Raw genomic sequence first — 26356 nt, forward strand, 5'->3', positions numbered from 1 at the left:
AACACCAGCTTTCTGGCTTATTGGCCAACACCCCCAAGCCATAACAACAAGGGCGCAAGCAGGAGAAACACCAAGGTCGAGATTAATACGGCACCAGCTGCTGCATCACCGCCATTGCCATGCAAACGCGCAAACAGATAGCTATTGACCGCACAAGGCATCAGCATCTGTAAGGCTATCGGCGCAGCAATCAAAGGATCAATTCCTATTGGCGCAAATAACAACAATGCCACCACGATACCGCTGACAAATCTGGCCACCGTTACGCCTGAACCCGCCATAAAGCCTGAACGAGGAAGTTGTGACAGCGTGTGCCCGAGCGTTACCAGCATCAAGGGCACTGCCATACTGCCCAACAATTTGGCACTATCCAATGACCACTGCGGTGCCTGCATATCAAGAGCACGAAGTCCTATGCCAATGAGCGTCGCCCAGACAACTGGCTGGCGCCAAACTTTACCGACCGAGCCGGTCAACCACCGCAACCCGAAGGTGAAACTGACGAACGATGACGCCGCAAAAAAAGCAATCGCAATCGTCAGCCCCTGAACACCGAATACAAGCTCTGACATTGGCAAGCCAAGATTGCCTGCGTTGGGTATCCAGGCGGTTTGCCCCAAATCGCGACCAGACAAGCCCAATAAACGCAAGACCACTGCGACCACGACACCGGCAACCAGCAACGCAATCACGGACAAAGCCAGCACCCATGTCATGGTACTAGCAGCTAGTGGCGTCGTCATTAAGGTGTGAAACGTGAGTGCAGGTATCGCCACGTAAGTCACAAGCGTCGAAACAAATGCCGTCGGATAAGGCTGCTCACGGCGCCCCCAAATAAAGCCGACCACGACACAGGCCACCAAGGGCATGAGTCGGACCAGCATGGCAAGGTAGGCAGAAATCAAAACGCTCATGACAAATGTAAGTAATTGTTACGGGATTTTGCGAATTAACAAATAGAACAACTGCAGTCAAACTATTGCCAGTTGTTTAATCATTACTAAAAAGATGAGGGTAGTAACATGACGCAAACACCTTTAACCGGGCGAGAGCTGCAATGTCTGGCGTGGGTGTCGCGCGGCAAAACCAGCTGGGAAACCGCCACCATATTAGGCTTAAGCGAGCGCACCGTAAATTTCCACTTATGCAACGCGAGTCGCAAATTAAATGTTTACGGGCGCCAAGCCTGCGTTGCGCGCGCCATTCATCTCGGACTGCTCGAGCCATTTACCGCAACTTCAACGACCGCATGAACTCTGTCGCGAGTTCTTCCGTGAGCACTTCGGGCGGGCCTGAGGCGACTACTCGCATCACGATGTCGTACTGAACCAACACTCTGGCCACTAAAGCCAGCGTGCGACCATCGCGATCAGTTTGCAGACGAAACACCTCTGCTTCATAAGCTTGCGCCGGAGCTACTTGCCCCATACTGGTAGCCAGGGAGTCCACCAGCGCTCTCTGTGCCGATTGACGCTGCTCGGCAGTACTTTGCGTCGGTAATTGTGCCCATCCAATGGAAAACACCACGTCGTTGACATCAGCACTGGTCAACACAAAAGTCACCGGCATTCCAGCGAGATCAAGATTGCGCTTGGCAGTATCAACCTTGGCGGGGAATGCTAACGTCGCGAGACCATCCGCAACTGGTATCTCTCGCCAGTTATAGGTCGGATAACAAGCCACTAACAAAAACAGGCTTGCGAGAACACCTGCGCGTTTGAGCGAGAACAGCTTAGTGAATGAGGTTCCAAACAATCGATTTCCTTGATCATGTGATGCAGCAATCCAACAGCAAAGCGCGTGCCGTACAATGGACACTCTAGCGCGGTTACCGCGATTTTAATTACGAACCGGGGATTGCGGTTGGCCTCTCAGTTACAAGAACGCCTCAACCTGCTTCGACAGGAATCGGGCATGCTCGCGGGTTGCCAGCGCGGCATAGAAAAAGAAGGCTTGCGAGTCGATCGACAAGGGTGGCTTTCCACACACTCACACCCTTTAGCACTCGGTAGTGCACTGACGCATCCGCATATCACGACCGACTACTCCGAGGCACTTCTGGAGTTAATTACCAACACGCACCACAGCGCCAATGGCGTTATCGAGGAGCTTGACTGGGTACATCGATTGGCCGTGGCCGGGCTAGGCGAGGAATTGCTGTGGAACCACTCCATGCCGGCCTTATTACCCGCTGAACCTGACATCCCCATCGCCTGGTACGGTGACTCCAACACGGGGATGCTCAAGCACGTATACCGTCGTGGCTTGGCAGTGCGTTACGGCAAATTAATGCAATGCATCGCAGGATTGCATTACAACTTCTCGCTACCTGAAGCATTATGGACTCATGAAGGCTTGTTTCCCCATAGCCACACTGACGAGTCTCACCAGTCCAGCCGCCAGTCAGAAGGCTACGTGGCTTTGATTCGCAACTTCGTGCGTCACAGTTGGTTGTTGATGTACTTATTTGGCGCTTCACCTGCCGTATCAAATAATTTTTTACGTGGTCAAGGTGATCACGGCTTGCAAACCCTCGGCTCGACTACCGCCTACCTGCCTTGGGCAACTAGCCTGCGCATGAGTGATCTGGGTTATCAGAACAAAGCCCAATCAACGCTAAAGCTTTGCTATAACGACTTGCCAACATTTCTGAATCGCTTGTACTCGGCGGTGACCTCCCCATGGCCTGCTTATGAAGCCATCGGCACCAAGCGAGATGGTCAATGGATTCAACTGAACTGTAATTTGCTGCAAATCGAAAACGAGTTTTACTCAACGATCCGGCCCAAGCGCACTACCGGTCGGGGTGAGCGCCCGATTACAGCGCTCGCTGAACGTGGCGTGCAGTACGTCGAGGTTCGTTGCCTGGATATTGACCCATTTGAACCTACCGGTATTTCTGCGCAAAGTGTGCGGTTCATGGATGCTTTCCTGCTGTATTGCGCGCTCGAACATAGCCCCCAATTCGGTGATGATGGCTTTTGTGTGGAGAGCGCACAAAACTTCAATTCGGTTGTGATCCAGGGCAGAAAGCCTGAGCTCGCGCTGTCTCGTAACGGCATCCCCGTGGGCTTAGCGCAATGGGCCTCAGAAGTACTGGAGCGGATCGCAGATTGTGCGGACCTGCTGGCAACCGAGCTGAACGACGATGGCTATCGTCAGGCGGTTATCACGCAACAGCACAAAGTCAACGATATCAGCCTGACCCCCTCGGCCCGAGTACTGGCCACGATTCAAGCCGGGCAGTCGTTTCATGAATTTGCGCTTCAGTTATCGCATGCTCATGCTGAGCATTTCAGAAACGCTGGCTTGACTGAACAGGAACGGCAATCCGCACAAGCGATGCGCGATGAGTCAATCGCCGCACAAAAGTTACTTGAAGCTGACAAAAGCGTGTCGTTTGAACAATACGTACAAGACTTTCATCTGGCGTTAAAAGCGCCTTGATCAGTCGGCAAATGCTGATGACTGGCGCGCCCGACAGGAATCGAACCTGTATCGAGAGCTTCGGAAACTCTAATTCTATCCATTGAACTACGGGCGCTCGGGTCACATTATACGCACAGCGCTCGTTTGATTTATCTCAACCAACATGGCATTTTTGGGGGCATTGCCGCTATAATGCCCCAAATTTTTGCGATCGCAACTACAGGGCGTCTTATGAGTAATTCCACCGAAAAGCAAGAGTCTATGCACGCTGAAGATCACGAAATGATCATCAAAACCCCAAAACAGTTGATCGTGACCGTGGTTTTGTCATTCGTTATTCCGGTCGTGGTGTTGATCATGCTGGCTAGCTGGGTGACCACGGGCGATCGCAAAGCTGCTGGATCCGATGCGCTAGGGCCAGAGGCGACGGCATTGCGGATTGCGCCGGTGGCTAAGATCGAACTCGTAGACGCAAGCGGTCCAGTCGAGCTCAGAAGCGGTGAACAAGTCTACGCGCTAGCCTGTGCCGCCTGTCATGACTCAGGTGCGGCAGGTGCGCACAAATTTGGTGATCAGGTTGCGTGGTCAACCCCAATTGGTACCGGGCTCGAAACCATGATCAACAATGTGATTAAAGGCAAAGGTGCCATGCCCGCTCGAGGCGGCAATCCAAACCTGCAGGACATTGAAATTGCCCGTGCGGTTGTTTATATGAGTAACGCAGCGGGTGGTAACTTTGAAGAGCCTGCTGCTGAGCAGACCAGTGCTGCGCCAGCTACGACGCCAGCACCTGCTCCTATGGCAGTTGCTGCGGCACCCGCTGCTGCCACGTCTGCACCCGCGCCAGCACCTGCCGCTGCCCCTGCGCCAGCAACGAATTCAGCCTCAACATTGCCTGCTGGTATTGATTTAGCGCTCGGTGAAAAAATCTACAACCAGGCATGCATGGCCTGCCACCGCTCAGGCGTAGCAGGTGCACCCAAGCTTGGTGACAAGGCGGCTTGGGCACCCTATGTCGCAACCGGTATGGATACCATGATTGAATTGGCCATCAAAGGTAAGGGTGCCATGCCCCCACGCGGTGGCATGATGAACGCCAGTGACAATGATATTGCATCAGCCGTTCACTACATGGTGCAATCGGTGCAGTAAAGCTTTCTTGGCACAAGTAATACAAAAGCGCCGCTATGCGGCGCTTTTGTATTTCGGGCTTCAAGCAGTTGCCGACTGTTCTAACAATGACATGCCTAGCTGTACCCGGCGCTTTAGCCACAGACTTGGGCGGTAACGCATGTCACCCGTCACGGCTTGAATGTTGTTCAAGATTTCAAGTACTCGGGCGGGACCTAGGCTGTCACCATAAGCAAGAGGGCCTGCCGGGTAATTCAAACCCAATGTCACTGCTCGATCAATATCAACCGGACTCGCGATTTGCTGCTGAGCAATATCACAAGCAATGTTTACGATGGTGGCGAGCACTCGTTGCGCAACAAATCCAGGCGAGTCCTGAATCACACTGACCGCTACCTGGTCGCGAGCAAATATCGCATGAGCATAATCTCGCCACTGCGGCAAAGTCGCAGGTGACACCATGAGTGTGCGACGACGCGGCGGTTGCAAAGATCCAAACGTATCAATGGCAACGGTGCGAGCTGCATCAAGCCGTTGCTCGGAAATAACTGTCGAGACATCCTGTCCAAACGGTGTCACCACAATCAAATCATCTTGGTTGGGTCGACTACCAGTCTGCAGAGTGACACCGAGGCTAGTGAGTAGTGACATGGCGAGTTGATGACCATGCTCGTGCGCAGGACTTACCCACACGGAAGGCGGCGCAGTGATTTCAGGGATAGCCGGCAATGGAGATTCTTTTTTCTTGCCGTCCAGATACTCGTAAAAGCCAGCCCCCGTTTTACGACCATAGAGACCGCCCGCCACACGAGCAGTACCCAAGGGTGAGGGCCTGAACCTTGGCTCATCATAAAACTGGCGATAGACTGACTCCATCACAGCGTGTGAGACATCAAGGCCCGTCAAATCCATGAGTTCGAATGGACCCATGCGAAATCCGCATTGCTCACGCATGATGTCATCCACCGTTTCGTAACTAGCGACCCCTTCTTGCACTATGCGGAACCCCTCGGTGCCAAATCCGCGACCAGCGTGGTTCACAATAAATCCCGGCATATCTTTAGCGCGTACAGCCGTGTGACCCATGCGTTGGCTCAATCGCATCAATGCGTCACCGACTGCCGGGTCAGAGCGCAAACCATCGATGACTTCGACGACTTTCATGAGAGGCACTGGATTAAAGAAATGGTAACCCGCCACACGCTGCGGCCTGTTGCAGGCAGATGCAATGGCTGTCACAGACAAAGAGGACGTGTTTGACACCAGTGCGCAATCGGGACCAACCACCCCCTCAAGCTCACGAAACAGTGCCTGCTTGATATCAAGTCGCTCAACGATAGCCTCAATCACCACATCACAATCTGCCAGCTCACCAAGGGACTGCGCTACATGCACATTCGATAGCGCAGTCTGGGCAGCGGTTTGAGTCATTTTGCCCTTGACCACCAACTTATCCCACGTCTGTCCGAGCGCTTCACGAGCGGAATGAGTAGCCTGAAGTTGCTGATCGAACATGATCACTTTTAGACCCGCCTGAGCAGCGATCTGTACAATGCCTCTACCCATGGCGCCTACGCCAACCACACCAATTGTTTCAAACGAATACATCGATCTATCCTCTGAATATCTATTTTTTCTCTATTGTGCCCGACAAACATGTCCAAACGAGTGTCCGATTTGATTGATCCGAGCCAATTTGCTCAGATATTTGCGGTCCGGGATCCAGCCGGCCATAAAGGCAGCTTTGGCTCTAGTGCCATTGTTGGTGGAGCACCCAGTATGGTTGGGGCTGCAGTCTTGGCCGGTAGAGCGGCGCTTAAATCGGGTTGCGGGCGAGTCTACGTGGGCTTGGCGCAAGAGTCTGTATTGTTCGATGTAGACGTCGGCCAACCCGAGCTCATGTGGCGGGCCCTGGATGCGTTGATCGATATCTCCGAGCAGATCACTGCTTGGGGAGTCGGTTGTGGCTTGGGTGATAGCAACTACGGTCTGCAGTGCTTAAAAGCTGTTTTTAGTCATCGCGCAGGTAGTCCATTGGTCATCGATGCCGATGCTTTAAATGCCTTGGCGCGCGGTGATGTCAGTGCAACGTGGGGCCAAGGTAGCGTAGTGCTCACACCACATCCGGCTGAAGCAGCAAGGCTCTTGAACACTGACGTGAGCAGCGTACAGGCTGATCGAATTAAGGCAGCACAAACCTTGGCCGCTAGATTCAACGCCTGGGTTGTCCTAAAAGGGCAGCATACTGTCATCTGTCGTCCGGATGGTCAATGCCAGACGAACACCACCGGCAACGTTGGATTAGCTACCGCAGGCAGTGGTGATGTATTGACTGGCTTACTGACAAGCCTGTTGGCTCAAGGCTTTACGACTGAAGTAGCGGTACCCGCCGCTGTCTGGCTACATGGCAAAGCGGCTGATGAGCTGGTTGCTCAACTCGGTGGCCCGATTGGACTGACGGCATCGGAACTGATTGACACGATTCGCAAGTTAAGAAATACGCTCAAACCAAACTGAACCCTGATCAAGATGCGCCTGGCTTTAGCAACATGGCTTTAAGCATGTCCAGACGGCCTTTGGGTGTAAGAGATGCACCAGGGTCTGCAACCGCAGGCTGCTGCTCAAGTCCCATCTCGGCCACAAATCTGGAAATCTCACAAGCTTGATCCTGGCCGCCACGGCGGCGTCTAGCGCACCACGTCAGGTGCAGGCTGCGTTGCGCACGTGTAATGCCCACATACATAAGACGTCGCTCTTCTTCGATACGCTCGGGACCGCCTGCCAGCGAATCCTCATCGGACTCCCGCCCCAGGTGAGGTAACAATCCCTCCTCAACGCCAATCAAGTACACGTGGGGGAATTCCAGCCCTTTTGCAGCATGTAGTGTCGAGAGCGTCACTGCATCTGGCGACTGCTCACCCTGGCGCTCGAGCATCGTGATCAGCGCGACATGCTGCACCAATTCCGACAAGCTCCAGTTAGATTCGGTTGCACGGCTCTTGAGCCAGTCAAGCAGTTCAAGCACCGTCTGCCACCGCATTCTTGCAGCCCGATCATCAGAACTGACGTCATACAAATAATGTTCATAATTGATCGCTGCCATCAGTTCGTCTAATAGCGTGGCCACATGCTCTCGGCTAGCCGGCTGACTCGCTCTCATCGCATAGCGCTGCAAAAAGCCAACAAAAGTCTGCAGTGCCTGCAGCTGTTTAGGATTGATCGCAGCTTGCGCGCCTTGCTCGCATGCAGCTGCAAACATACTGATATGCCGCTTGGCCGCGTATTCTCCAAGCGCCTGTAAAGTAGCCTGACCAATGCCTCGACGCGGTGTAGTCGCCGCCCGAATGAATGCTGGATCATCCTGTTCATTGGCTACTAGCCGCAGATAGGCCAGGATGTCGCGGACCTCAGCCTTGTCAAAAAAACTTTGCCCACCCGAGACCGTATAGGGTATGCGCAAATCACGCAGCGCCTGCTCCATGGCACGAGCCTGCTGATTACTGCGATACAGAACCGCAAAGTCTTTCCAGGTCGCCCGCTTTTCCGTGCGCGCGGCTGAGAGGCGTATCGCGACGGCTTGGGCTTGCTCAAGCTCGCCATCCATACGCGAGACCGAGATCGCTTCTCCCGTTCCCAGATCAGACCAGAGTTGCTTGGGAAACAGCTTTGGGTTGCGAGTGATGAGGTGATTGGCCGCCGCTAGAATCGTCTGCGTAGAGCGATAGTTTTGCTCAAGTTTGATGAGTTTCAACACCGGGTAGTCATCTTGCAGACGCGCCAGGTTTTGCATGGTCGCGCCACGCCAGCCATAGATGGCCTGGTCATCATCACCCACGGCTGTGAACATGGCACGCACACCAGTCAAGTGGCGCATGAGCTCATACTGACACGCATTGGTATCCTGATACTCATCAATCAGTAAGTGGCGTATGCGGTTTTGCCATTTTTCACGAACGTCTTCGTTATCAGCCAGCAATTGACATGGCAACATAATCAGATCATCAAAGTCCACTGCCTGATAGGCGCGTAAACTCGTCTGATAACTGTGATAGACGCGCGCTGCATCCATCATCATGGCGTTTTGTGCGCTGTGTGTGGCAGCATCTGGGTCAAGCAAGGCGTTTTTCCAAAGTGAAATTTGCTGCTGTATAGCTTTTAACCTCGCCTTGTCAGTGCTTGCCACGAGCGACTGAATCAACCCAAAACAATCCTGTGCATCCATCACCGAGAAGCCGGTTTTTAAACCTGCCGCTTTAGACTCCTCACGCAACATACGCACACCCAGCGAATGGAACGTACTGATATTGAGCTCAAGCACTCGTTCAGCGCCAAGCATCTTAATTAGACGCTCGCGCATCTCAGAGGCTGCCTTGTTGGTAAAGGTCACCGCAAACACGCTCTTGGGTTCGTAGCCGCACTGGCCAACCAGGTAGGAGATTTTGCTGGTAATCACCCTTGTCTTACCCGAGCCAGCACCTGCCAGAACCAGACTAGGGCCATCAAGATAGCGCACTGCTTGTTGTTGCGCCGGGTTCATGCGAGACAGATCTACTCTATTCATAAGCTATTAGATTTCCAGCGGGTCTACCTCGAGCTGCCAACGTAAACCGCCGGTGCCATGCCGACTTCCCAAACTGATTAACCAACCTCGTAACAAACGATGCAGCGCAGCACGTGAACTTGCCTCAATTAACAACTGGGCCCGGCAAATTTTTGCGACTCGCACCACCCGCAACGGCACCGCATCATAAAGCGTGACCACTTCATTTAATTGATGAGCCTGTAGCCAAGCCAGCGCAGTCGCTCTTGCAGCCTCTAAAAAGCCAAGCGCATCAGGCAACTGCGTGGCCTCAGCCGTCAGTAGCGCCTGAAAAGCAAACGGCGGCAAACCCGCTGCCTCACGCTCAAGCATCAAGCTGCGAGCAAAGCCTTCATAGTCATGACGCTTTAAGGCCTGATAAAGAGGTTGCTCCGGATATCCTGTCTGAATCATGACCAAGCCTGATTTGCCGTCACGACCGGCCCGGCCAGCAACTTGTAGCAGCTGTGCAAACAAGCGCTCTGGTGCCCTAAAGTCTTGGGAGAACAGCATTGCATCGGCATTCACCACACCGACCACCCCTAAATTTCCAAAGTCATGCCCCTTGGAGACCATTTGGGTGCCCACCAAAATATCTACCTCACCCGCATGCACCTGTTCAAACAAATCCTGCGCACTGCCTTTACGGCGTGTACTGTCGGCATCAATGCGGGCGATTCGGGCCTGCGGAAACAGCTGTGCCAAGTGTTCCTCTAGTCGCTGCGTACCTCTTCCCATAGGCTGTAGGTCAGGATCGCCGCAGCTCGGGCAAGACGCCGGCGCAACCCGCTGCGCGCCGCAGTGATGACAATGCAACCGCATGCGATGGCCCCCTGCCCGATGGACCACACTAAACGCCGTGCAATGATCGCATTGGCTCACCCAGCCGCAACTATTGCAGTGCAAGACCGGTGCATAGCCTCGTCGATTAAGGTAGACAAGCGCTTGTCGTGCCTGCGACAGCGCAAGGCCGATCGCATCAATCAGTTGGGGGGCTAGCCCTTTGTTTAATTCAAGCCTGCGCGTATCGATTAACTGCACCGTTGGCAAGGCAGCAGCACTGGCACGCTCGGTAAGCGTCAGTCGCTGGTAATCGCCCCGCTCGGCCTTATGCCAAGACTCAAGTGATGGGGTAGCTGATCCTAGAATAACTGGTGCATTCTCCTGGCGAGCGCGCCAGACAGCCAGGTCGCGCGCCGAATAACGCAAACCCTCTTGCTGCTTATACGACGGATCATGTTCCTCATCAACGACGATCAGATCGATCGCTGGCATTGACACAAAGATGGCCAATCTGGTTCCAAGCACAATGCGAGCCTGACCCTCATGGGCTCGCAACCAGGCGTCAAGCCGCTCGCCATCAGCAAGACGGCTATGCAAAATGGCGACCTCATCATGGGTAACCACCGAGCCTAGCTTTTGCAGCAGGGCCTGCGCAAACTGTGGCGTCAGATTAATCTCTGGCACTAAAAACAAAACTCGACCACCTCGAGCCAGCACCGCCTGAGCCACGGTTAGATACACCTGGGTTTTACCGCTGCCAGTCACGCCAAATAACAAGAACGCTGCGAACCCACTGGCCGCCATGATTTGGTCAGCAGCGTGTTGTTGTTGTGAGGTTAATGTCAAAGAGTCCGCCAAGGGTGTGCCCACTTCAGGCTGTGATTGACTGACTCGCCGTTTTTTAAGTCGCTCGACTGGACCCTGCTGACCAGCCCGCTTACCTTCGTAACTGCTGACGCGCCGCAATGGGACTGGCAACGCCGGTAACATAACCTCGCCAACAGGACGCTGGTAGTACCCGGCTGCAAACTCGGCCAAAGCAAGCCACTTCGGAAGTAGCGGACCAAGGTCACGAAGCACACGCTCAATCGGGCGTATTTGTTCGGGTGGTAGTGTTGGCTCTATATCGATCTGGATCACTACCCCGATCAGACGACGACGACCAAACGGCACCAAAACACGATCACCCGCCTCTACCGGTTCTGCGCTAGCGTAGTCAAAAGGTCCGGCCAACGGCACATCAAGCGCCACCCGGCAATACCGCAGGGCACTCGCTTCAGATATCGGGACACGGCTGACAGGTGGCATAACTTAAAGTAGATTCTTGATGAGGGCTGTAAAACGCTGACGACTTGAAACTATTTTTCAGGGGCAGACGGTGTGATTAGCCAGCCTGTGGATAACTTTGGGGAAAACCTTCTGAAACCCTAATTTTTGAAGACTGTCAAGTCGGCCAACAATCACCAACCAAATCAAAGTTCCATATAAATTTAATTACAAATCAACGGGTTATAAAAAATTATGACGTAACTCCCTACTGAAATCAGGGTTTGCCCCATCATTAATATTTTCTGTGCATAACCCGAGGCATCATGCCCTGAAACTGGGCATGAAACGTCCCTCAACAGGCGTGAAACTGACGACTGTAGGTGTGCACCTCATCGACCAGGGCGGCCACATTGTCCACTGGCGTATGCTGGGAAATGCCATGCCCGAGGTTGAACACGTGCCCACCGTTACCGACCTCACCGTAAGAATCGAGCACCCTACGAGCCTCGGCACGCACTGCTGCCTCGTTGGCAAAAAGCGACATTGGGTCCATGTTGCCTTGCAGTGCAACACGATCATTGACCCGTCGGCGCGCCTGCCCGAGATTAACCGTCCAATCAAGACCAAGCGCATCACAACCAATATCGGCGATTTCCTCAAGCCAAAGGCCACCGCCCTTGGTAAACACGATCACAGGAATCGCCACGCCATCAACTTCACGCGTCAGACCTTGCACCACTTGACGCATGTACTCGAGAGAAAACTCCTGGTACTTACCGTCGGGCAATACGCCGCCCCAGCTATCGAACAGCATCACAGCCTGAGCCCCTGCAGCGATTTGAGCATTAAGGTAGGCAGTGGTAGCGCGCGCGTTGATATCAAGAATATGATGAAGTAGGTCTGGCCTTGCATACATCATGGTTTTAATTAGCCGATATTCGCGGGTACCTTGACCTTCAATCATGTAGCACCCAATCGTAAACGGGCTGCCTGCAAAACCAATTAATGGTACGCGTCCATTCAGCTCACGGCGAATCATTGCAACTGCATCAAATACATATTGAAGCTTGTCCATGTCGGGTACAGCGAGTGCTCTGACAGCAGACTCATCTTGCAATGGCTTGTCAAACTGAGGACCTTCTCCTGCGACGAACTGCAACCCCAAACCCATGGCATCAGGCACAGTCAAAATATCTGAGAACAAGATCGCTGCATCCAAGGGAAAGCGATCGAGCGGCTGCAGGGTTACTTCCGTTGCAAACTCGGGATTCTGTGCCAGGCCCATAAAGGAGCCAGCCCGTGCACGCGTCGCGCGATACTCATCGAGATATCTACCAGCCTGACGCATTAGCCAAATCGGTGTGTATGCCACTGACTCACGCTTTAATGCTTTTAGAAAAGTATCGTTCTTTAACGCAGCAAAACTCACGGGCTCACCCTGTTGAAATGACAGTCGGGTTGATTGTACCTAGTCCTGACCATCTGACGTGATGTTGTGCCTGCGCATCAATTCCCAATAGGAGCGACGGTCTTTTTGCGCGAGGCGAGCTGCTTGAGTGATGTTGCCGTTGGCACGCCGCAGAGTCAACATCAAGTACTGTTTCTCAAACAAAGCGATGATTCGTTGCTTGTTTTCTTGGAATGGCACGGTTGGCCACGCCAGATGTGACACGGCTAACCGCTCTGCTGGTGGTTCAGGTCTGATCCTGGGATCTGTGCACGCCGGGTTACGTGGATCTATCAGAGTAGGCGCAATGCCCACCGTCGGTTCGCGCAAGGGGAAGTAGCGTGGCGCACGGCAAACGACTGCAATTAATCTGGCTCGGAACTCGTGGGGACAAACCGCTGGCTGCACAAAGTCGGCCATGCCAAGCTCAAGCAAATCAATCATGGCGCCGGATTGAAGGCCTTCGAGCATACCGATGATCGGTACCACCGGCGTCTTGGGCAAGGCTGCCAGACAACGACGCGTCCAAACCAGTGTGTCGAGCGAAACCGTGATTAGCAAAGCATCGTAGCGCCTAAGATCGACCACGGCATTAGCCAACACTTGTGCCGATTCCTCAGCGCGCTGGTTCTGATCCCGGGCAAGCTCAAAATCCGCGAGCCAATTCAGCTCATGCAAACGCACCCTGCTTAAAGCAGGTCGTAACCCGGTCAGCGTTCGCTCGAACCAGGACTGATGATCTGCTCTAGATAGCCATGCCAAGTCTATGTGTTGCCTCATTGCAATCTCCTGTACAGAAAGCCCGCTAGCCTACAGAGATCAAGTGGTCATTTCTATTCGGAGTTAACGCATTGCGGCAATTGCTCACATATGAGGACTAACAAAAAGGTGTCCTTGCAACACCCCAAAAAAAACGCACTCGATTGATACGAGTGCGTTTGAGCTCACTAGCAATAACTAACTAGTTCATTCCACGTCGGCTAACACCACGTAGCTTACGGGCTGCGAGCGCCTGAGCGGCCAGCATTTCGAGCTCGGCCTGAACAACCGCTATATCGGCTTTGTCCTTCGCGTTACGCAATGACTCCTCAGCCTGACGACGCGCCTCTTCGGCTTTGGCCTCATCCAGATCTGCCGCCCGGATCGCAGTGTCAGATAGCACCGTGACATGATTCGGCTGAATCTCTAGCAACCCGCCAGCGACAAAAATTGTCTCTTCCGAGTCGTCGGGCATCACAATCTTTAGCGTTCCGGGACGAATCCTGGTAATCAGCGGGGTGTGGCCGGGCAATACACCTAGCTCACCAGCCTCACCCGGCAAGGCCACAAACTTGGCCTCACCTTCAAAGAGAGACTGCTCGGCGCTGACTACATCAACTTTGATCAAGCTCATGTCGCTTCCTTATTGGATCGTCTTGGCTTTCTCGAAGGCCTCGTCGATAGAACCCACCATGTAGAAGGCCTGCTCGGGCAACGCATCGCACTCGCCTTCAACAATCATCTTAAAGCCACGGATGGTTTCAGACAGGGGCACGTACTTGCCAGGTGAACCCGTAAACACCTCAGCCACGTGGAAGGGCTGCGACAGGAAACGCTGGATCTTACGAGCGCGAGCAACCGCCTGCTTGTCTTCTGGCGAGAGTTCGTCCATACCCAGAATCGCGATAATGTCACGCAATTCCTTGTAACGCTGCAGCGTTTGCTGAACACCACGTGCCACGTTGTAGTGCTCTTCGCCCACCACGTGCGGATCAAGCTGACGGCTAGTGGAGTCAAGCGGATCCACAGCAGGATAGATACCAAGTGCCGCGATGTCACGCGAAAGCACCACAGTCGAGTCCAAGTGCTGGAAGGTGGTTGCAGGCGACGGGTCGGTCAAGTCGTCGGCAGGCACGTACACGGCCTGAATCGAAGTAATTGAACCGGTCTTGGTTGAAGTAATGCGCTCTTGCAGAACGCCCATTTCTTCAGCAAGCGTTGGCTGGTAACCCACCGCAGAAGGCATACGACCGAGCAAAGCGGACACTTCGGTACCGGCCAGGGTATAGCGGTAGATGTTGTCCACGAAGAACAGAATGTCACGGCCTTCATCACGGAACTTCTCGGCCATGGTCAAGCCGGTCAATGCCACACGCAGACGGTTACCTGGTGGCTCGTTCATCTGACCAAACACCATGGCCACTTTGTCCAGGACGTTCGACTCTTCCATCTCGTGGTAGAAGTCGTTACCTTCACGAGTACGCTCACCCACACCGGCAAACACAGACAGACCACTGTGCTGTTTGGCGATGTTGTTGATGAGCTCCATCATGTTCACGGTCTTACCCACGCCGGCACCACCGAAAAGGCCGACTTTACCGCCCTTGGCAAACGGGCAAACCAAGTCAATCACCTTGATACCCGTTTCAAGCAGCTCAACCGAAGGCGACAGCTCGTCAAACTTCGGTGCGGTCTGGTGAATCGCACGCTTCTCATCCGAAGCGATTGGGCCGGCTTCGTCAATCGGGCGACCCAACACGTCCATGATACGACCCAGAGTGCCGGTGCCAACCGGTACTGAAATCGGTGCACCGGTCTTGTTAACTGCCATGCCGCGACGCAAGCCATCGCTTGAGCCAAGCGCAATCGTGCGGACAATGCCGTCACCCAATTGCTGCTGAACTTCAAACGTCAGACCCTTTTCTGCAAAAGAGCTGGATTCGTCAGCCAAGGTCAGCGCTTCGTAGATGTGCGGCATCGCGTCACGGGGAAACTGAATATCCACCACTGCGCCGATACATTGAACGATGGTTCCGTTGCTCATTTGATTTCCTTACTCGATCTCTTGTAGCGTTGTTCGGATGGGCTAGCTTGAGTGCGACATCACACCGCTGCTGCACCCCCCACAATTTCAGAAATTTCTTTGGTAATGGCGGCCTGGCGGGTCTTGTTGTAGACCAGCTGCAGATCTCCGATCACCTTTTTGGCGTTGTCAGACGCCGCCTTCATGGCCACCATCCGGGCAGACTGTTCCGAAGCCATGCTTTCAGCGACTGCCTGGTAAACCACGCCTTCGACGTAGCGTTGCAACAGCTCGTCAATGACTGACTTCGCATCTGGCTCATAGATGTAATCCCAGCCATACTGCGACTGGTTCTCACCGGGAGTCTCAACCCCTTGAGCCGGTGTCTCGAACACCGTATTGGGATCAGCGAGCTTGCCTGGCAAAGGCAGCAAGCGGAAGAACACGGGTTCTTGACGCATGGTGTTCACAAAACGATTGGTGGCGAGGTAGACCGCATCGATCTTGCCTTCAACGAAATCGTCAAGTTGCACTTTCAATGCACCGATCAGGCGGTCAAGTTGAGGCATATCGCCCAAGCCTACTTCCTGAGTCACTACATTGGCGCCCACACGTGACAACACGCCCAAGCCCTTGTTACCAAAGGCCGTGAACTGCGACTTAATGCCTTGCGCGTTGAATTCTGAGTACTTGTTGAGCACCAGACGCATGATGTTGGTGTTCAAGCCACCACACAGGCCTTTATCGGTCGTCACCACCACCACACCAACTGCTTTGAGCGATTCACGCTCGGTCAGATAGGGGTGATGATAATCAGGGTTGGCCTGCATCAGGTGAGCCGCCATGTTACGGACTTTGACGGCATACGGACGGCCGGCACGCATACGATCTTGTGCCTTGCGCATCTTGGAGGCCGCCACCATTTCCATGGCTTTGGTGATCTTGCGCGTGTTTTGCACGCTCTTGATCTTGGTTCGAATTTCCTTGATTCCTGCCATTGCAGTTCCCGGGTTCCGTTATCTCAAGCCATCTGCCAATTAATAGGTGCCGTGCTTTTTGAACTCCTGCAGCGCGGCAACCAACTCGGCCTCGTCGTCCTTGGAGAGCTCTTTGCTGCTCTCTACACGCTCGATGAACCCAGCGTGCTTGGCCTTCAGATAGTCTTTCAAGCCCTTCTCAAATGCCAGCACTTGCTCAACAGCCACATCATCGAGGTAGCCGTTATTCACCGAGAACAGCACCACACCAAGTTCCCACACCTGCAAAGGCTGGTACTGCGGTTGCTTGAGCAACTCAACCACGCGCTTGCCGCGCTCGAGCTGACGACGGGTTGCTTCATCGAGGTCAGAAGCGAACTGTGCAAACGCCGCGAGTTCACGATACTGAGCCAAGTCGGTACGAATACCACCTGAAAGCTTCTTGATAATCTTGGTCTGCGCAGCACCACCGACTCGCGATACCGAGATACCTGCGTTGATAGCAGGACGCACACCGGCGTTAAAGAGGTCAGTTTCCAGGAAGATCTGACCGTCGGTAATCGAGATCACGTTGGTGGGCACGAAAGCCGACACGTCACCGGCCTGGGTTTCAATGATCGGCAAAGCCGTCAATGAACCTGTCTTGCCTTTGACTTCACCGTTGGTGAATTTCTCAACGTACTCAGGGTTGACACGAGCAGCACGCTCGAGCAAACGGGAGTGCAGATAGAACACATCACCAGGATACGCTTCGCGACCTGGTGGGCGGCGCAACAGCAGCGACACCTGACGGTATGCCCAAGCTTGCTTGGTCAAGTCATCATAGATGATCAATGCATCTTGACCGCGATCACGGAAGTACTCACCCATGGTGCAACCAGCATAGGCTGACAAGTACTGCATCGCTGCGCTTTCCGATGCGGCGGCGGCCACCACAATCGTGTACTCCAGCGCACCGTGCTCTTCGAGCTTGCGCACGACGTTGTTAATCGTCGATGCTTTCTGACCAATTGCAACGTAGACGCACTTAACGTCTTTGCCTTTCTGGTTGATGATGGTGTCAACTGCAACGGCCGTCTTACCAGTCTGGCGGTCACCAATGATCAGCTCACGCTGACCACGACCAATCGGCACCATGGAGTCGATGGCCTTCAAGCCAGTCTGCAGTGGTTGTGACACGGACTGACGTGCAATCACGCCTGGGGCCACTTTTTCAATAATGTCGGTTTCCTTGGCATCGATAGGACCGCGGCCATCAATCGGCACACCCAGTGCATTCACCACGCGACCAAGGAGCTCAGGTCCGACCGGCACTTCCAAAATACGGCCAGTGGTGCGAACCGCATCACCTTCCGAAATGTTGGTGTAGTCACCGAGAACCACGGCGCCAACCGAGTCACGCTCGAGGTTCAGTGCCAAGCCAAAAGTGTTGTTGGGGAACTCGAGCATTTCGCCCTGCATCACGTCCGACAGTCCATGGATGCGGCAAATACCGTCGGTCACCGAGACGACGGTGCCCTGGGTACGAATATCCGAAGAGGTACCCAGACCTTCGATTCGGCTCTTTAGTAGTTCACTAATCTCTGACGGATTGAGTTGCATGTTCAGACTCCTGAAAACTGTTCGTTGGCCTAGGCCATCAGCGCATCGCGCATGCGGTTAAGCTGGGCTTGCACCGAAGTGTCAAGCACGTAATCCCCTACCACGACGCGCACGCCACCAATCAAGGTGTCGTCCACCGTCACGTGCGGCTTTAGCTTTAAATTGAATTTGGGCTCCAGCAGTTGCACAAGCTCAGTGACCTGGTCATCTGACATCGGAAAGGCACTGACGATTTCAGCCTGAGCCACGCCTTCAGCCTTGTCCTTGAGCGCCGCAAACTGCTCGGCAATTTCCGGCATGAGCAACAAGCGGTCATTGCTGACGAGCAGCTCGACAAAGTTGCTCAAGTGCGCGTCAAGCGAAACGCCTTTTAACAATCCTTTGACTAGATCACACCGATCGGTGTCATCGAGCCGTGGATCGGAGACGGTTTGCCTGACGTCTTCCATACCAATGAGCTCAGCAAGCAACTGCAGATTTTGGGCAGTCACTTGTAAGCCATCGGCCGACGCTTTGGACGCCTCAAACAGCGCTTCAGCGTACGGACGTGCGATGGTGGAGTTTTCAGCCATGAGACACGCCCCTTACAGTTGTGTCTTTAGCTGCGCGAGCAGTTCTGCGTGCGCTTTCTGGTCAACTTCGCGCTTCAGGATTTGTGATGCGCCCTGAACCGCTAGTTTGGCCACTTCGTCGCGCAAGGCATCGCGAACTCGCTGAGCTTCTTGCAGTGCTTCTTGACGAGCCTGCTCAACAATGCGTGCACGCTCAGCCTCAGCCTCTTGACGAGCCTGTTCAATAATTTGAGCACCGTGCTTTTCGGCTTCGGTGGTGCGCAAGTGCAGGTCAGCCTTGGCTGATTGCTCCATAGCGGAGATTTTTGCCTGCGATTGCGCCAGATCCGACTTGCCCTTCTCAGCAGCAGCCAGCCCCTCGGCAATTTTTTGCCGGCGCTCTTCAATCGCCTTCGTGATCGGTGGCCACACGAACTTCATTGTGACCCACGCCAGCACGAAGAAAACGATCATCTGAAAAAAGAGTGTCGCGTTCAGATTCACGGTCGTTTCCCTATCACACCCAGGCACCCGGCAAAACAATATGCCAAATGCCCGATTTGACTAATACCCAAGCACTGGATGTGCTTAAGCGATACGCGCGCACTGCCTTTAGACAGTGCGCCCAGAGTCATGGATCAGACGAACGGGTTTGCGAAAGCGAACAGCATCGCGATACCGACACCGATCAGGAACGCAGCGTCGATCAGACCAGCCAACAGGAACATTTTGGTTTGCAAAGCGTTCATCAGTTCAGGCTGACGGGCCGAAGCTTCGAGGTACTTGCCACCCATCATACCGATACCGATGCAGGCACCGATAGCACCCAGACCGATAATGAAAGCGCAAGCGAGAGCAACGAAAGCGACGTTGGTCATGACAACTCCTTGGTTAATGTCTCAAAAATCAAAGTTAAAAAACAAACTACTCGTTAAAGCCAACCCGACTATGTCAAGCCAACTGTTAGTGCCCTTCATGCGCCTGGCCGATATACACCAGCGTGAGCATCATGAAGATGAACCCTTGAAGTACAACAATCAAAATATGGAACAAAGCCCAAATGGTGCCCGCCAGAATGTGGCCAAATCCCAACGCCAGACTAGCAGCATTGAACCCGGTCCAAGCACCACCCAACAAAGCAACCAACATGAACACCAGTTCGCCAGCAAACATGTTGCCAAACAGTCGCATGCCCAAGGACACGGACTTGGCAGCGTACTCGACGATATTCAGGAGAAAGTTGGCTGGGGCCAACACCAAAGCGGCGACACCGTGCGCGTGAAACGGCGCGGTAAACAGCTCTTTGACAAAGCCGCCCGGGCGCTTGATCTTGATGCCGTAATAGAACATCAGCAGCAAGACACCAAAGGACATGCCTAATGGAACGTTCAAGTCCGCCGTCGGCAAAATCTTGTGATAGTAGAGTGGGTCACCTGGAGCGTAACCAAGGCCAGTGGTCTTCCAGATCCAGGGCATGAGGTCAACCGGTACCAGATCCAGTGCGTTCATCAAAACGATCCACAAGAAAATCGTCAGCGCCAGCGGCGATACGAACTTGCGGGTTTCCTCAGAGGGCACGATGCTCTTGGCTTGTTGCTCAACCATGTCAACCAGCAACTCGACTGCGGCCTGCACTCTGCCCGGTACACCAGCGGTTGCGCGGCGAGCGCCACGCCACATAAAAAACAAAACAATGACGCCCATCAGCAACGACCAGAACATAGAGTCGTAGTTAATGACGCTGAAATCGGCGATAAGCTCCTGCTTGCCACCAATATTGTTGTTGTTCACCAAATGGTGCTGAATGTAATAGGACTGGGGGGAGACGTCACCAGCGGCAGCCATGCGAACCCTTACGTTGTCTGATTGCCCGTCAACCGAGCTTTAGTTCCAACACGGAGCAAATAAACCCCTGCTCCGACCCAAATTTCACTTACTCAACCTGCCACCCGAAAATAGCAGGCCGAACCAATATCCCTTTAATGCAGCAATCAAACCAACTATTGCAGCCACCCAGTCAAGACGCCCAGCCTCGACATCTGCAAGCAGCCAAAGCAGGCCGATCGCGACAAGAACCTTCACCGCATTGCCGATCAGAAAAGTGGCAGCACCAGCCCCTTGAGGCTTAAACGTCGCCAATACCAAACGCAATACAAAAACCGCATTAGGCGCCAGATAACAAGCTGCGCCCAATAAAGCACTAACCGCTGAACCGGACCCCGAGACCACCCAAAAAACCAGAGCGACTACCAGGGATGCCACCAACTGAGCCGTCAAAACCCTGAAAAGATCTCGACGCGCCCTGTAGGCCAAACGTTGCTTGTCCTCTTCACTTAACACCACGTGATCAGTGGCAGACGCTGTTGAAACACTCATCGTCATTTACTCATCACATTTTGCTTAAGTAACCCTTCAGAGACCTGACACGCCCGCTATTTCAGGCGGTCCCGATCAAAAAGGACACTACTTCCGTGAAAATAAACCCACAATTTGCCGGCGTCGGAGCGCTATACACTCATCGGCCCAGAAAATTGCCAACGCAAAGCCTGAAAAGTATAGCGGTTTTCCCTAATATGTGCAAAACGTCTGGGACCCAGTCTGTTTCCCCAGGTGCCAACCTGATTACCGGTGTTTGAACTCGGGCGAGCGTTTTTCAACAAAAGCTGTCATTCCCTCTTTTTGGTCCTCGGTAGCAAATAGCGAGTGAAACGCGCGGCGCTCGAACAACACACCTTCACGCAAGCTGCTTTCCCAAGCTCGGTTGACCGACTCTTTGGCCATGATGACCGAGGGCAGTGACATCGAAGCAATGACCGTGGCGGCCTCTTTGGCCTGAGCCAGCAATTGGTCAGCCGGCACTACGCGGGAGACCAGCCCCGATCGCTCAGCTTCCTCGGCATTCATCATGCGGCCCGTTAAGACCATGTCCATGGCCTTGGACTTGCCGACCGCGCGCGGCAAACGCTGTGTGCCGCCAGCACCAGGAATGATGCCCAACTTGATCTCTGGCTGGCCAAACTTGGCCGAGTCAGCAGCAATGATGAAATCGCACATCATGGCAAGCTCACAGCCGCCGCCAAGTGCGTAACCAGAGACTGCAGCGATGATAGGTTTACGCACACGCGCAATTGGATCCCAGTTGCGCGTGATGTACTCAGATTTATAGACGTCCATGTATGACCACGATGCCATCGCGCCGATGTCTGCTCCCGCGGCAAAGGCCTTTTCGCTGCCGGTGATAATGATGGCGCCAATGTTGTCATCCCCGTCAAACTTGGCTAACGCAGCACTTAGCTCATCCATCAAGGCGTCATTCAACGCGTTCAGCGCTTTAGGACGGTTCAGCGTGAGAATCGCCACACGACCTTCAACTTCCTGCAAAATCAGGGTTTCATTTGTTTGTGTATCACTCATGTTCAGTCTCCACGAAATTCTCATTAAGATAGCAGGATGAAACAACAAACTCTACGTTACACCGTCGACCCCCACGATCTAGCGGGTCATCGCTTGAGGATAACCCTGCAGATCGAACAAGTCGCAAGCGCCAGTCAAGTTGTGTCGATGCCTGCATGGATTCCGGGCAGTTACCTGATCCGGGACTTCTCGCGCCACATCGAAAGCATCCGTGGCAGGCATGGCGGGCGCTGGCATGCCCCAAAAAAACTCGATGATCACCGCTGGGTCTTTGATCGTTGCCAAGGCAGCCTGACCGTTGAAATCGTTGTTTACGCCTGGGACTTGTCGGTCAGAGGTGCGCACGTAGACGACTCGCATGCATTTTTTAATGGCACATCGGTTTTTCTAAAGCCTCATGGCCTTGAACATTGGCCATGTATGGTTGACATCATACGTCCGGCGGGCCAACGCGGATGGCGTGTCTACACCAGCATGCCAGCTTCGACCACACGCTTGCCAGCCGATTCGCTGGGCCGCTTCATGGCGCCAGACTACGATGCGCTGATCGATCACCCGTTTGAATTGGGTCGACCTGCTGTGGTGCGTTTTGAAGCATGCGGGGCCAAGCACAGCATGGTGTTCACAGGCCATGTCCCGAATCTGGACTTGGCTCGTATCGCACGCGACGTCAAACGGGTTTGCGAGGCCCAGATCCGATTGTTTGACCCAGTCAATGCCCGCGCACCGTTTTTGGACAGCGCGCCAGAATATGTGTTCATGACCTTGGTCACTGCTGATGGCTATGGTGGCCTAGAACACCGCGCCAGCACTGCACTGGTCTGCTCACGGCAAGATTTGCCAACCAAGCACCAAGAAAAAGCGCCGGACGGCTACGTCACTTTTCTGGGTTTGGTCAGCCATGAATACTTCCATACCTGGAACGTCAAGCGCATCAAGCCAGCAGCTTTTGTGCCTTATGACCTGGCTAGACCCAATCACACCCGCTTGCTTTGGATCTTTGAAGGTTTCACGTCTTACTACGATGATCTGATGCTAGTGCGTAGTGGCGTCATCGACATGCCAACCTACTTGAAACAGTTAGCAAAGGCTATCACAGGCGTTCATGCGGGACCCGGGCGTCTGAAACAGTCGCTGGCTAATAGTTCATTTGACGCTTGGACCAAGTACTACAAGCAAGACGAAAATGCCCCCAATTCAATCAGCAGTTACTACGCCAAAGGATCTTTGGTGGCGCTCGGACTGGACCTGACCATTCGCCGGCGTAGCGACAATCGCCATAGCCTTGACGACGTGATGCGGGCGCTGTGGCAACAATTTGGTGAACACTTCTATCAAGGCCAGCCCAAAGGCTTAAGCGAAACGGGCTTTGTGCAAATCGTTAAACAAGCCACTGGCGTGGATGTCAGAGACGAGATTGCGCAGTGGGTCGAGCAAACAGCAGACGTCCCGCTGGAAAAACTGTTGAGATCGCAAGGCTTCGAGCTGAACTGGATCGCAAAAGACCAAACACCAGAGATTGGCGCAACGTTCAAGCCACATGGTGAATCACTGACCATCCGACAAGTCATCGAGGGTGGCAGCGCCCATCGAGCCGGGCTTTCGGCTGGTGACATACTGGTGGCATGCAACGGCCTGCGCATTGGCAACAGCGCCAACTCGTTCAAGCAACTGCTTGCCGCGTATCAGCCCGGTGAGACGGTTCAACTCCAGGCATTTCGTGGTGACGTATTGCAAGCGCGCATGGTCAAGCTCGCAGCACCCGCTGCATCAACCTGCGAAATCAAGCCGCTCAAGGCAAGCTAACTGTGTCCACACCGGAATTGGTCAGCGATTACGCGACGCTGCTGTTATCCGACACCCCGCTGCTCGATGTGCGAGCACCGATTGAATTCGCACAGGGCTCGTTTCCGTGCGCTGTGAACCTGCCATTAATGAACGATACTGAACGCGAAGCTGTTGGCATTGCCTACAAGCAGCAGGGGCAAGACGCCGCGGTTGCACTTGGTCACCAGCTTGTCAGCGGTGCTTTGCGTGATGAACGCATCGCGAAATGGGCTGATTTCATGCAAAAAAATCCCGAGGGGGTGCTGTATTGTTTCCGCGGTGGTATGCGCTCACAAATCTCGCAGCATTGGCTCAAACAAGCTGGCCATGATCGCCCCCGGATTGCCGGTGGCTACAAAGCCATGCGCCAGTTTCTATTACAAAATCTAGAGACCGTTGTACAACGCAGCAGCTTTCTGGTTGTTGGCGGTCTGACAGGCTGCGGAAAAACAGATGTGATTCAAACGCTCGATGTCAAAATCGATCTTGAGGGTCTTGCACGTCATCGCGGTTCAAGCTTTGGCGGGCGAGCGCAGCGACAGCCTAGTCAAATAGATTTTGAGAATAGCTTGAGCATCGAGCTGCTCAAGCTATCACGGCAACAACACACGCTGATCGCGGTTGAAGACGAATCGCATTTGATCGGGCGTTGTGCAGTACCACTGACACTTAGACAAAAGACGCAGCAAAGTTCTCTTGTATGGGTCACAGCACCACTTGAGCAACGGGTTCGTCGTATACAACGCGACTACATCGAATCCTTGGCTAGGGACTATGTGGCTGAATACGGCGAAGCGAAGGGACTTGAGCTTTACCAGGCGCACCTCACCAAAAGCTTGCATAACTTGCACAAACGTCTAGGTCTTGAGCGGTATAGCCAACTGCAGCAGCACTTGAAAACTGCACTATCAAGGCAGATTTCATACGGAGAATTCGATGCCCACCGGGCATGGATTGAACCGCTCATGACCGATTACTACGACCCGATGTACCGCTATCAGCGACAGCAAAAGCAAAGTGCCGTGGTATTTGAGGGCAATGCCCAGGATGTAATCGCCTACCTCCAAGCGCAAGGACATTAAATTTGCAGGCGAAACCCTCGGCACTTGCGCACCTAACGATTTGAAGCAATGGTTTGAGGCTCAAGCGCCTAAAGCTGAAATCCCTGCGCGGCTGCCCTACAATTGGGCCTTGGCTTCATCTCCTAACACATCATGCCCACACGACGAATCATCTTCTCGCGCATCGCGCTAGACGCCAGCATTGGTATCTTGGAGCACGAACGTATTGCGACCCAACCGATCCATATCGACGCTGAAATTGAGGTTGATGTCAATCAGCCCGTTAATGACACTGACATCAACAGCGTGCTTGATTACCGCACGCTGCATGAATCCATTGTCAAAGAATGCACAAGTGGTCACGTCAACTTGCTCGAGACGCTGACTGATAACGTGGCCAATCGCCTGCTCACCACCTTTATCGAGACGCGTGAAGTGACGGTGCGCATCACCAAACCCTCAGCGTTTGCAGATTCAGCCGGTGTTGCGATTGAGGTCCACAAACAACGTAGCAGCTGATAGACCCGTTAGCCATGACTACCGTTCAAACGATCGCCATTCATCGTACTAGCAATCAAAAGATTGAACTCAATGCGAATAAGCTGCAAAAGCGCTTACTACGTGAAACGGGCAAAGCCATCGCCGATTATCAAATGATCGAAGAAGGCGACAAGGTGATGGTCTGCCTGTCCGGCGGCAAGGACTCATATGCATTACTGGACTTGTTGATGACCCTACAGCATCGCGCGCCGATTGCCTTCGATTTGGTTGCTGTTAACCTCGATCAAAAGCAGCCTGGTTTTCCAGAGGCTGTCTTACCAAACTACCTTTCGGCGCTTGGTGTGCCATTTCACATTGAACAACAAGACACCTACTCAATCGTCAAACGATTAATACCCGAGGGTAAGACGACATGTTCACTCTGTTCCCGCTTGCGTCGTGGCGTTCTATACCGGGTCGCCAGTGAGCTAGGGGCCACCAAGATCGCGCTTGGACACCATCGCGACGATATTTTGGCGACTTTCTTTTTGAACCTGTTTTATGCCGCGCGCCTGAAAGCCATGCCACCGAAATTAGTGTCCGACGATGGGCGCCACACGGTAATTCGGCCACTGGCATACGTCACCGAGGCAGACCTGATTAAGTTCGCCGAGGTTAAACAGTTTCCTATTATTCCCTGTAACCTGTGCGGCTCACAGGAGAACCTCAAGCGCCGTGAGGTCAGCGAAATGTTAAGAATGTGGGAGCGGCAACACCCACAACGTGTCTGGAATGCGTTTAATGCTTTGGCAACTGTTGTGCCGTCGCACCTAATGGATCGTGGGCTTTTCGATTTCGCTGGATTGAAGCCCGGTGGTAACGCTAATCCAGGCGGTGACCTGGCATTCGATCCCGAACCCCTTGCGACATCGCCTTCGGTCACCCAATTAGACGATTGACAGTGAGTTGGCAGTCACTTTGCCACCCGGTTGTTTCTTGAGATACGATCGACTCATTATCAAGC

Annotated in this window: 25 protein-coding genes and 1 tRNA gene; 8 read left to right on the forward strand and 18 right to left on the reverse strand. The window is 53.6% G+C overall.

Going from position 1 to position 26356, the window contains the following annotated elements; all coding sequences use genetic code 11:
- Positions 1-17 precede the first annotated feature (17 nt).
- Positions 18-914, reverse strand: coding sequence for an AEC family transporter (locus DHf2319_RS12185; protein WP_243478628.1), 897 nt, complete (start codon positions 912-914; stop codon positions 18-20).
- Positions 915-1022: 108 nt separating this feature from the next.
- Between DHf2319_RS12185 and DHf2319_RS12190 the strand changes: the two genes are divergently transcribed.
- The gene (locus tag DHf2319_RS12190) at positions 1023-1253 is read left to right on the forward strand and encodes a helix-turn-helix domain-containing protein (protein WP_243478629.1); all 231 of its coding nucleotides are present in this window, start codon (positions 1023-1025) and stop codon (positions 1251-1253) included.
- On the opposite strand, the gene DHf2319_RS12195 is transcribed toward DHf2319_RS12190, so the two are convergent.
- The gene (locus DHf2319_RS12195) at positions 1228-1755 is read right to left on the reverse strand and encodes a hypothetical protein (RefSeq protein ID WP_243478630.1); all 528 of its coding nucleotides are present in this window, start codon (positions 1753-1755) and stop codon (positions 1228-1230) included. The genes DHf2319_RS12190 and DHf2319_RS12195 overlap by 26 nt on opposite strands.
- 108 nt (positions 1756-1863) lie before the next feature.
- Between DHf2319_RS12195 and gshA the strand changes: the two genes are divergently transcribed.
- Positions 1864-3447: a glutamate--cysteine ligase gene (gshA, locus tag DHf2319_RS12200; protein ID WP_369810195.1), complete on the forward strand. Its 1584-nt coding sequence runs from the start codon at positions 1864-1866 to the stop codon at positions 3445-3447.
- 22 nt (positions 3448-3469) lie between these two features.
- On the opposite strand, the gene DHf2319_RS12205 is transcribed toward gshA, so the two are convergent.
- Positions 3470-3544: transfer RNA gene (locus DHf2319_RS12205), tRNA-Arg, on the reverse strand.
- A 116-nt stretch (positions 3545-3660) separates the two neighbouring features.
- Here DHf2319_RS12205 and DHf2319_RS12210 point away from each other — a divergent pair.
- On the forward strand, positions 3661-4581 hold the full coding sequence (locus DHf2319_RS12210; protein WP_243478632.1) for a c-type cytochrome: 921 nt from the start codon (positions 3661-3663) through the stop codon (positions 4579-4581).
- A 60-nt stretch (positions 4582-4641) separates the two neighbouring features.
- Here the strand turns inward: DHf2319_RS12210 and DHf2319_RS12215 are convergent, their stop codons facing one another.
- Complete coding sequence (locus tag DHf2319_RS12215; RefSeq protein ID WP_243478633.1) at positions 4642-6168, reverse strand: 3-hydroxyacyl-CoA dehydrogenase; 1527 nt, start codon at positions 6166-6168, stop codon at positions 4642-4644.
- A gap of 48 nt (positions 6169-6216) precedes the next feature.
- Here DHf2319_RS12215 and DHf2319_RS12220 point away from each other — a divergent pair, with 48 nt between their 5' ends.
- Positions 6217-7077, forward strand: a complete 861-nt coding sequence (locus DHf2319_RS12220; RefSeq protein WP_243478634.1) for an NAD(P)H-hydrate dehydratase — start codon at positions 6217-6219, stop codon at positions 7075-7077.
- A 7-nt stretch (positions 7078-7084) separates the two neighbouring features.
- On the opposite strand, the gene DHf2319_RS12225 is transcribed toward DHf2319_RS12220, so the two are convergent.
- From DHf2319_RS12225 to DHf2319_RS12290, 14 genes are all read right to left on the reverse strand, one after another.
- Complete coding sequence (locus DHf2319_RS12225) at positions 7085-9121, reverse strand: UvrD-helicase domain-containing protein (protein WP_243478635.1); 2037 nt, start codon at positions 9119-9121, stop codon at positions 7085-7087.
- 6 nt (positions 9122-9127) lie between these two features.
- The gene (locus DHf2319_RS12230) at positions 9128-11230 is read right to left on the reverse strand and encodes a primosomal protein N' (protein WP_243478636.1); all 2103 of its coding nucleotides are present in this window, start codon (positions 11228-11230) and stop codon (positions 9128-9130) included.
- 313 nt (positions 11231-11543) lie between these two features.
- Entirely contained in the window at positions 11544-12620 is a 1077-nt protein-coding gene (gene hemE, locus DHf2319_RS12235; protein ID WP_243478637.1) for a uroporphyrinogen decarboxylase, read from the reverse strand.
- A 39-nt stretch (positions 12621-12659) separates the two neighbouring features.
- Positions 12660-13418: a helix-turn-helix domain-containing protein gene (locus DHf2319_RS12240; protein WP_243478638.1), complete on the reverse strand. Its 759-nt coding sequence runs from the start codon at positions 13416-13418 to the stop codon at positions 12660-12662.
- A gap of 181 nt (positions 13419-13599) precedes the next feature.
- Positions 13600-14031, reverse strand: coding sequence for a F0F1 ATP synthase subunit epsilon (locus tag DHf2319_RS12245; RefSeq protein ID WP_243478639.1), 432 nt, complete (start codon positions 14029-14031; stop codon positions 13600-13602).
- 9 nt (positions 14032-14040) lie between these two features.
- The gene (atpD, locus tag DHf2319_RS12250; protein WP_243478640.1) at positions 14041-15441 is read right to left on the reverse strand and encodes a F0F1 ATP synthase subunit beta; all 1401 of its coding nucleotides are present in this window, start codon (positions 15439-15441) and stop codon (positions 14041-14043) included.
- Between the two features lie 59 nt (positions 15442-15500).
- Positions 15501-16418, reverse strand: coding sequence for a F0F1 ATP synthase subunit gamma (gene atpG, locus DHf2319_RS12255; protein WP_243478641.1), 918 nt, complete (start codon positions 16416-16418; stop codon positions 15501-15503).
- A gap of 39 nt (positions 16419-16457) precedes the next feature.
- On the reverse strand, positions 16458-17999 hold the full coding sequence (gene atpA / locus DHf2319_RS12260; protein WP_243478642.1) for a F0F1 ATP synthase subunit alpha: 1542 nt from the start codon (positions 17997-17999) through the stop codon (positions 16458-16460).
- A 29-nt stretch (positions 18000-18028) separates the two neighbouring features.
- A complete protein-coding gene (locus tag DHf2319_RS12265; protein ID WP_243478643.1) occupies positions 18029-18571 on the reverse strand; it encodes a F0F1 ATP synthase subunit delta in 543 nt (180 codons plus the stop codon).
- 12 nt (positions 18572-18583) lie between these two features.
- On the reverse strand, positions 18584-19054 hold the full coding sequence (locus DHf2319_RS12270) for a F0F1 ATP synthase subunit B (RefSeq protein WP_243478644.1): 471 nt from the start codon (positions 19052-19054) through the stop codon (positions 18584-18586).
- Between the two features lie 134 nt (positions 19055-19188).
- Positions 19189-19428 carry a F0F1 ATP synthase subunit C gene (gene atpE, locus DHf2319_RS12275; RefSeq protein ID WP_243478645.1) on the reverse strand — a complete coding sequence of 80 codons (240 nt, stop codon included), beginning with the start codon at positions 19426-19428 and terminating at the stop codon, positions 19189-19191.
- An 85-nt stretch (positions 19429-19513) separates the two neighbouring features.
- Entirely contained in the window at positions 19514-20395 is an 882-nt protein-coding gene (gene atpB / locus DHf2319_RS12280) for a F0F1 ATP synthase subunit A (protein ID WP_243478646.1), read from the reverse strand.
- An 84-nt stretch (positions 20396-20479) separates the two neighbouring features.
- Positions 20480-20926 carry an ATP synthase subunit I gene (locus tag DHf2319_RS12285; protein WP_243478647.1) on the reverse strand — a complete coding sequence of 149 codons (447 nt, stop codon included), beginning with the start codon at positions 20924-20926 and terminating at the stop codon, positions 20480-20482.
- A gap of 246 nt (positions 20927-21172) precedes the next feature.
- Positions 21173-21964: an enoyl-CoA hydratase gene (locus tag DHf2319_RS12290; protein WP_243478648.1), complete on the reverse strand. Its 792-nt coding sequence runs from the start codon at positions 21962-21964 to the stop codon at positions 21173-21175.
- Between the two features lie 36 nt (positions 21965-22000).
- On the opposite strand from DHf2319_RS12290, the gene DHf2319_RS12295 reads away from it, so the two are divergent.
- The 4 genes from DHf2319_RS12295 to ttcA all read left to right on the forward strand — a co-directional run bounded on the left by DHf2319_RS12295 (position 22001) and on the right by ttcA (position 26291).
- Complete coding sequence (locus tag DHf2319_RS12295; RefSeq protein ID WP_243478649.1) at positions 22001-23770, forward strand: M61 family metallopeptidase; 1770 nt, start codon at positions 22001-22003, stop codon at positions 23768-23770.
- Positions 23771-23772: 2 nt separating this feature from the next.
- Positions 23773-24873 carry a tRNA 2-selenouridine(34) synthase MnmH gene (gene mnmH, locus DHf2319_RS12300; protein ID WP_243478650.1) on the forward strand — a complete coding sequence of 367 codons (1101 nt, stop codon included), beginning with the start codon at positions 23773-23775 and terminating at the stop codon, positions 24871-24873.
- A 132-nt stretch (positions 24874-25005) separates the two neighbouring features.
- Positions 25006-25371 carry a dihydroneopterin aldolase gene (locus DHf2319_RS12305; protein ID WP_243478651.1) on the forward strand — a complete coding sequence of 122 codons (366 nt, stop codon included), beginning with the start codon at positions 25006-25008 and terminating at the stop codon, positions 25369-25371.
- A gap of 14 nt (positions 25372-25385) precedes the next feature.
- Positions 25386-26291 carry a tRNA 2-thiocytidine(32) synthetase TtcA gene (ttcA, locus tag DHf2319_RS12310; protein WP_243478652.1) on the forward strand — a complete coding sequence of 302 codons (906 nt, stop codon included), beginning with the start codon at positions 25386-25388 and terminating at the stop codon, positions 26289-26291.
- Positions 26292-26356: the final 65 nt, after the last annotated feature.

Origin of the sequence: Orrella daihaiensis (genome assembly GCF_022811525.1) — a bacterium.
GTDB lineage: Bacteria > Pseudomonadota > Gammaproteobacteria > Burkholderiales > Burkholderiaceae_B > Algicoccus > Algicoccus daihaiensis.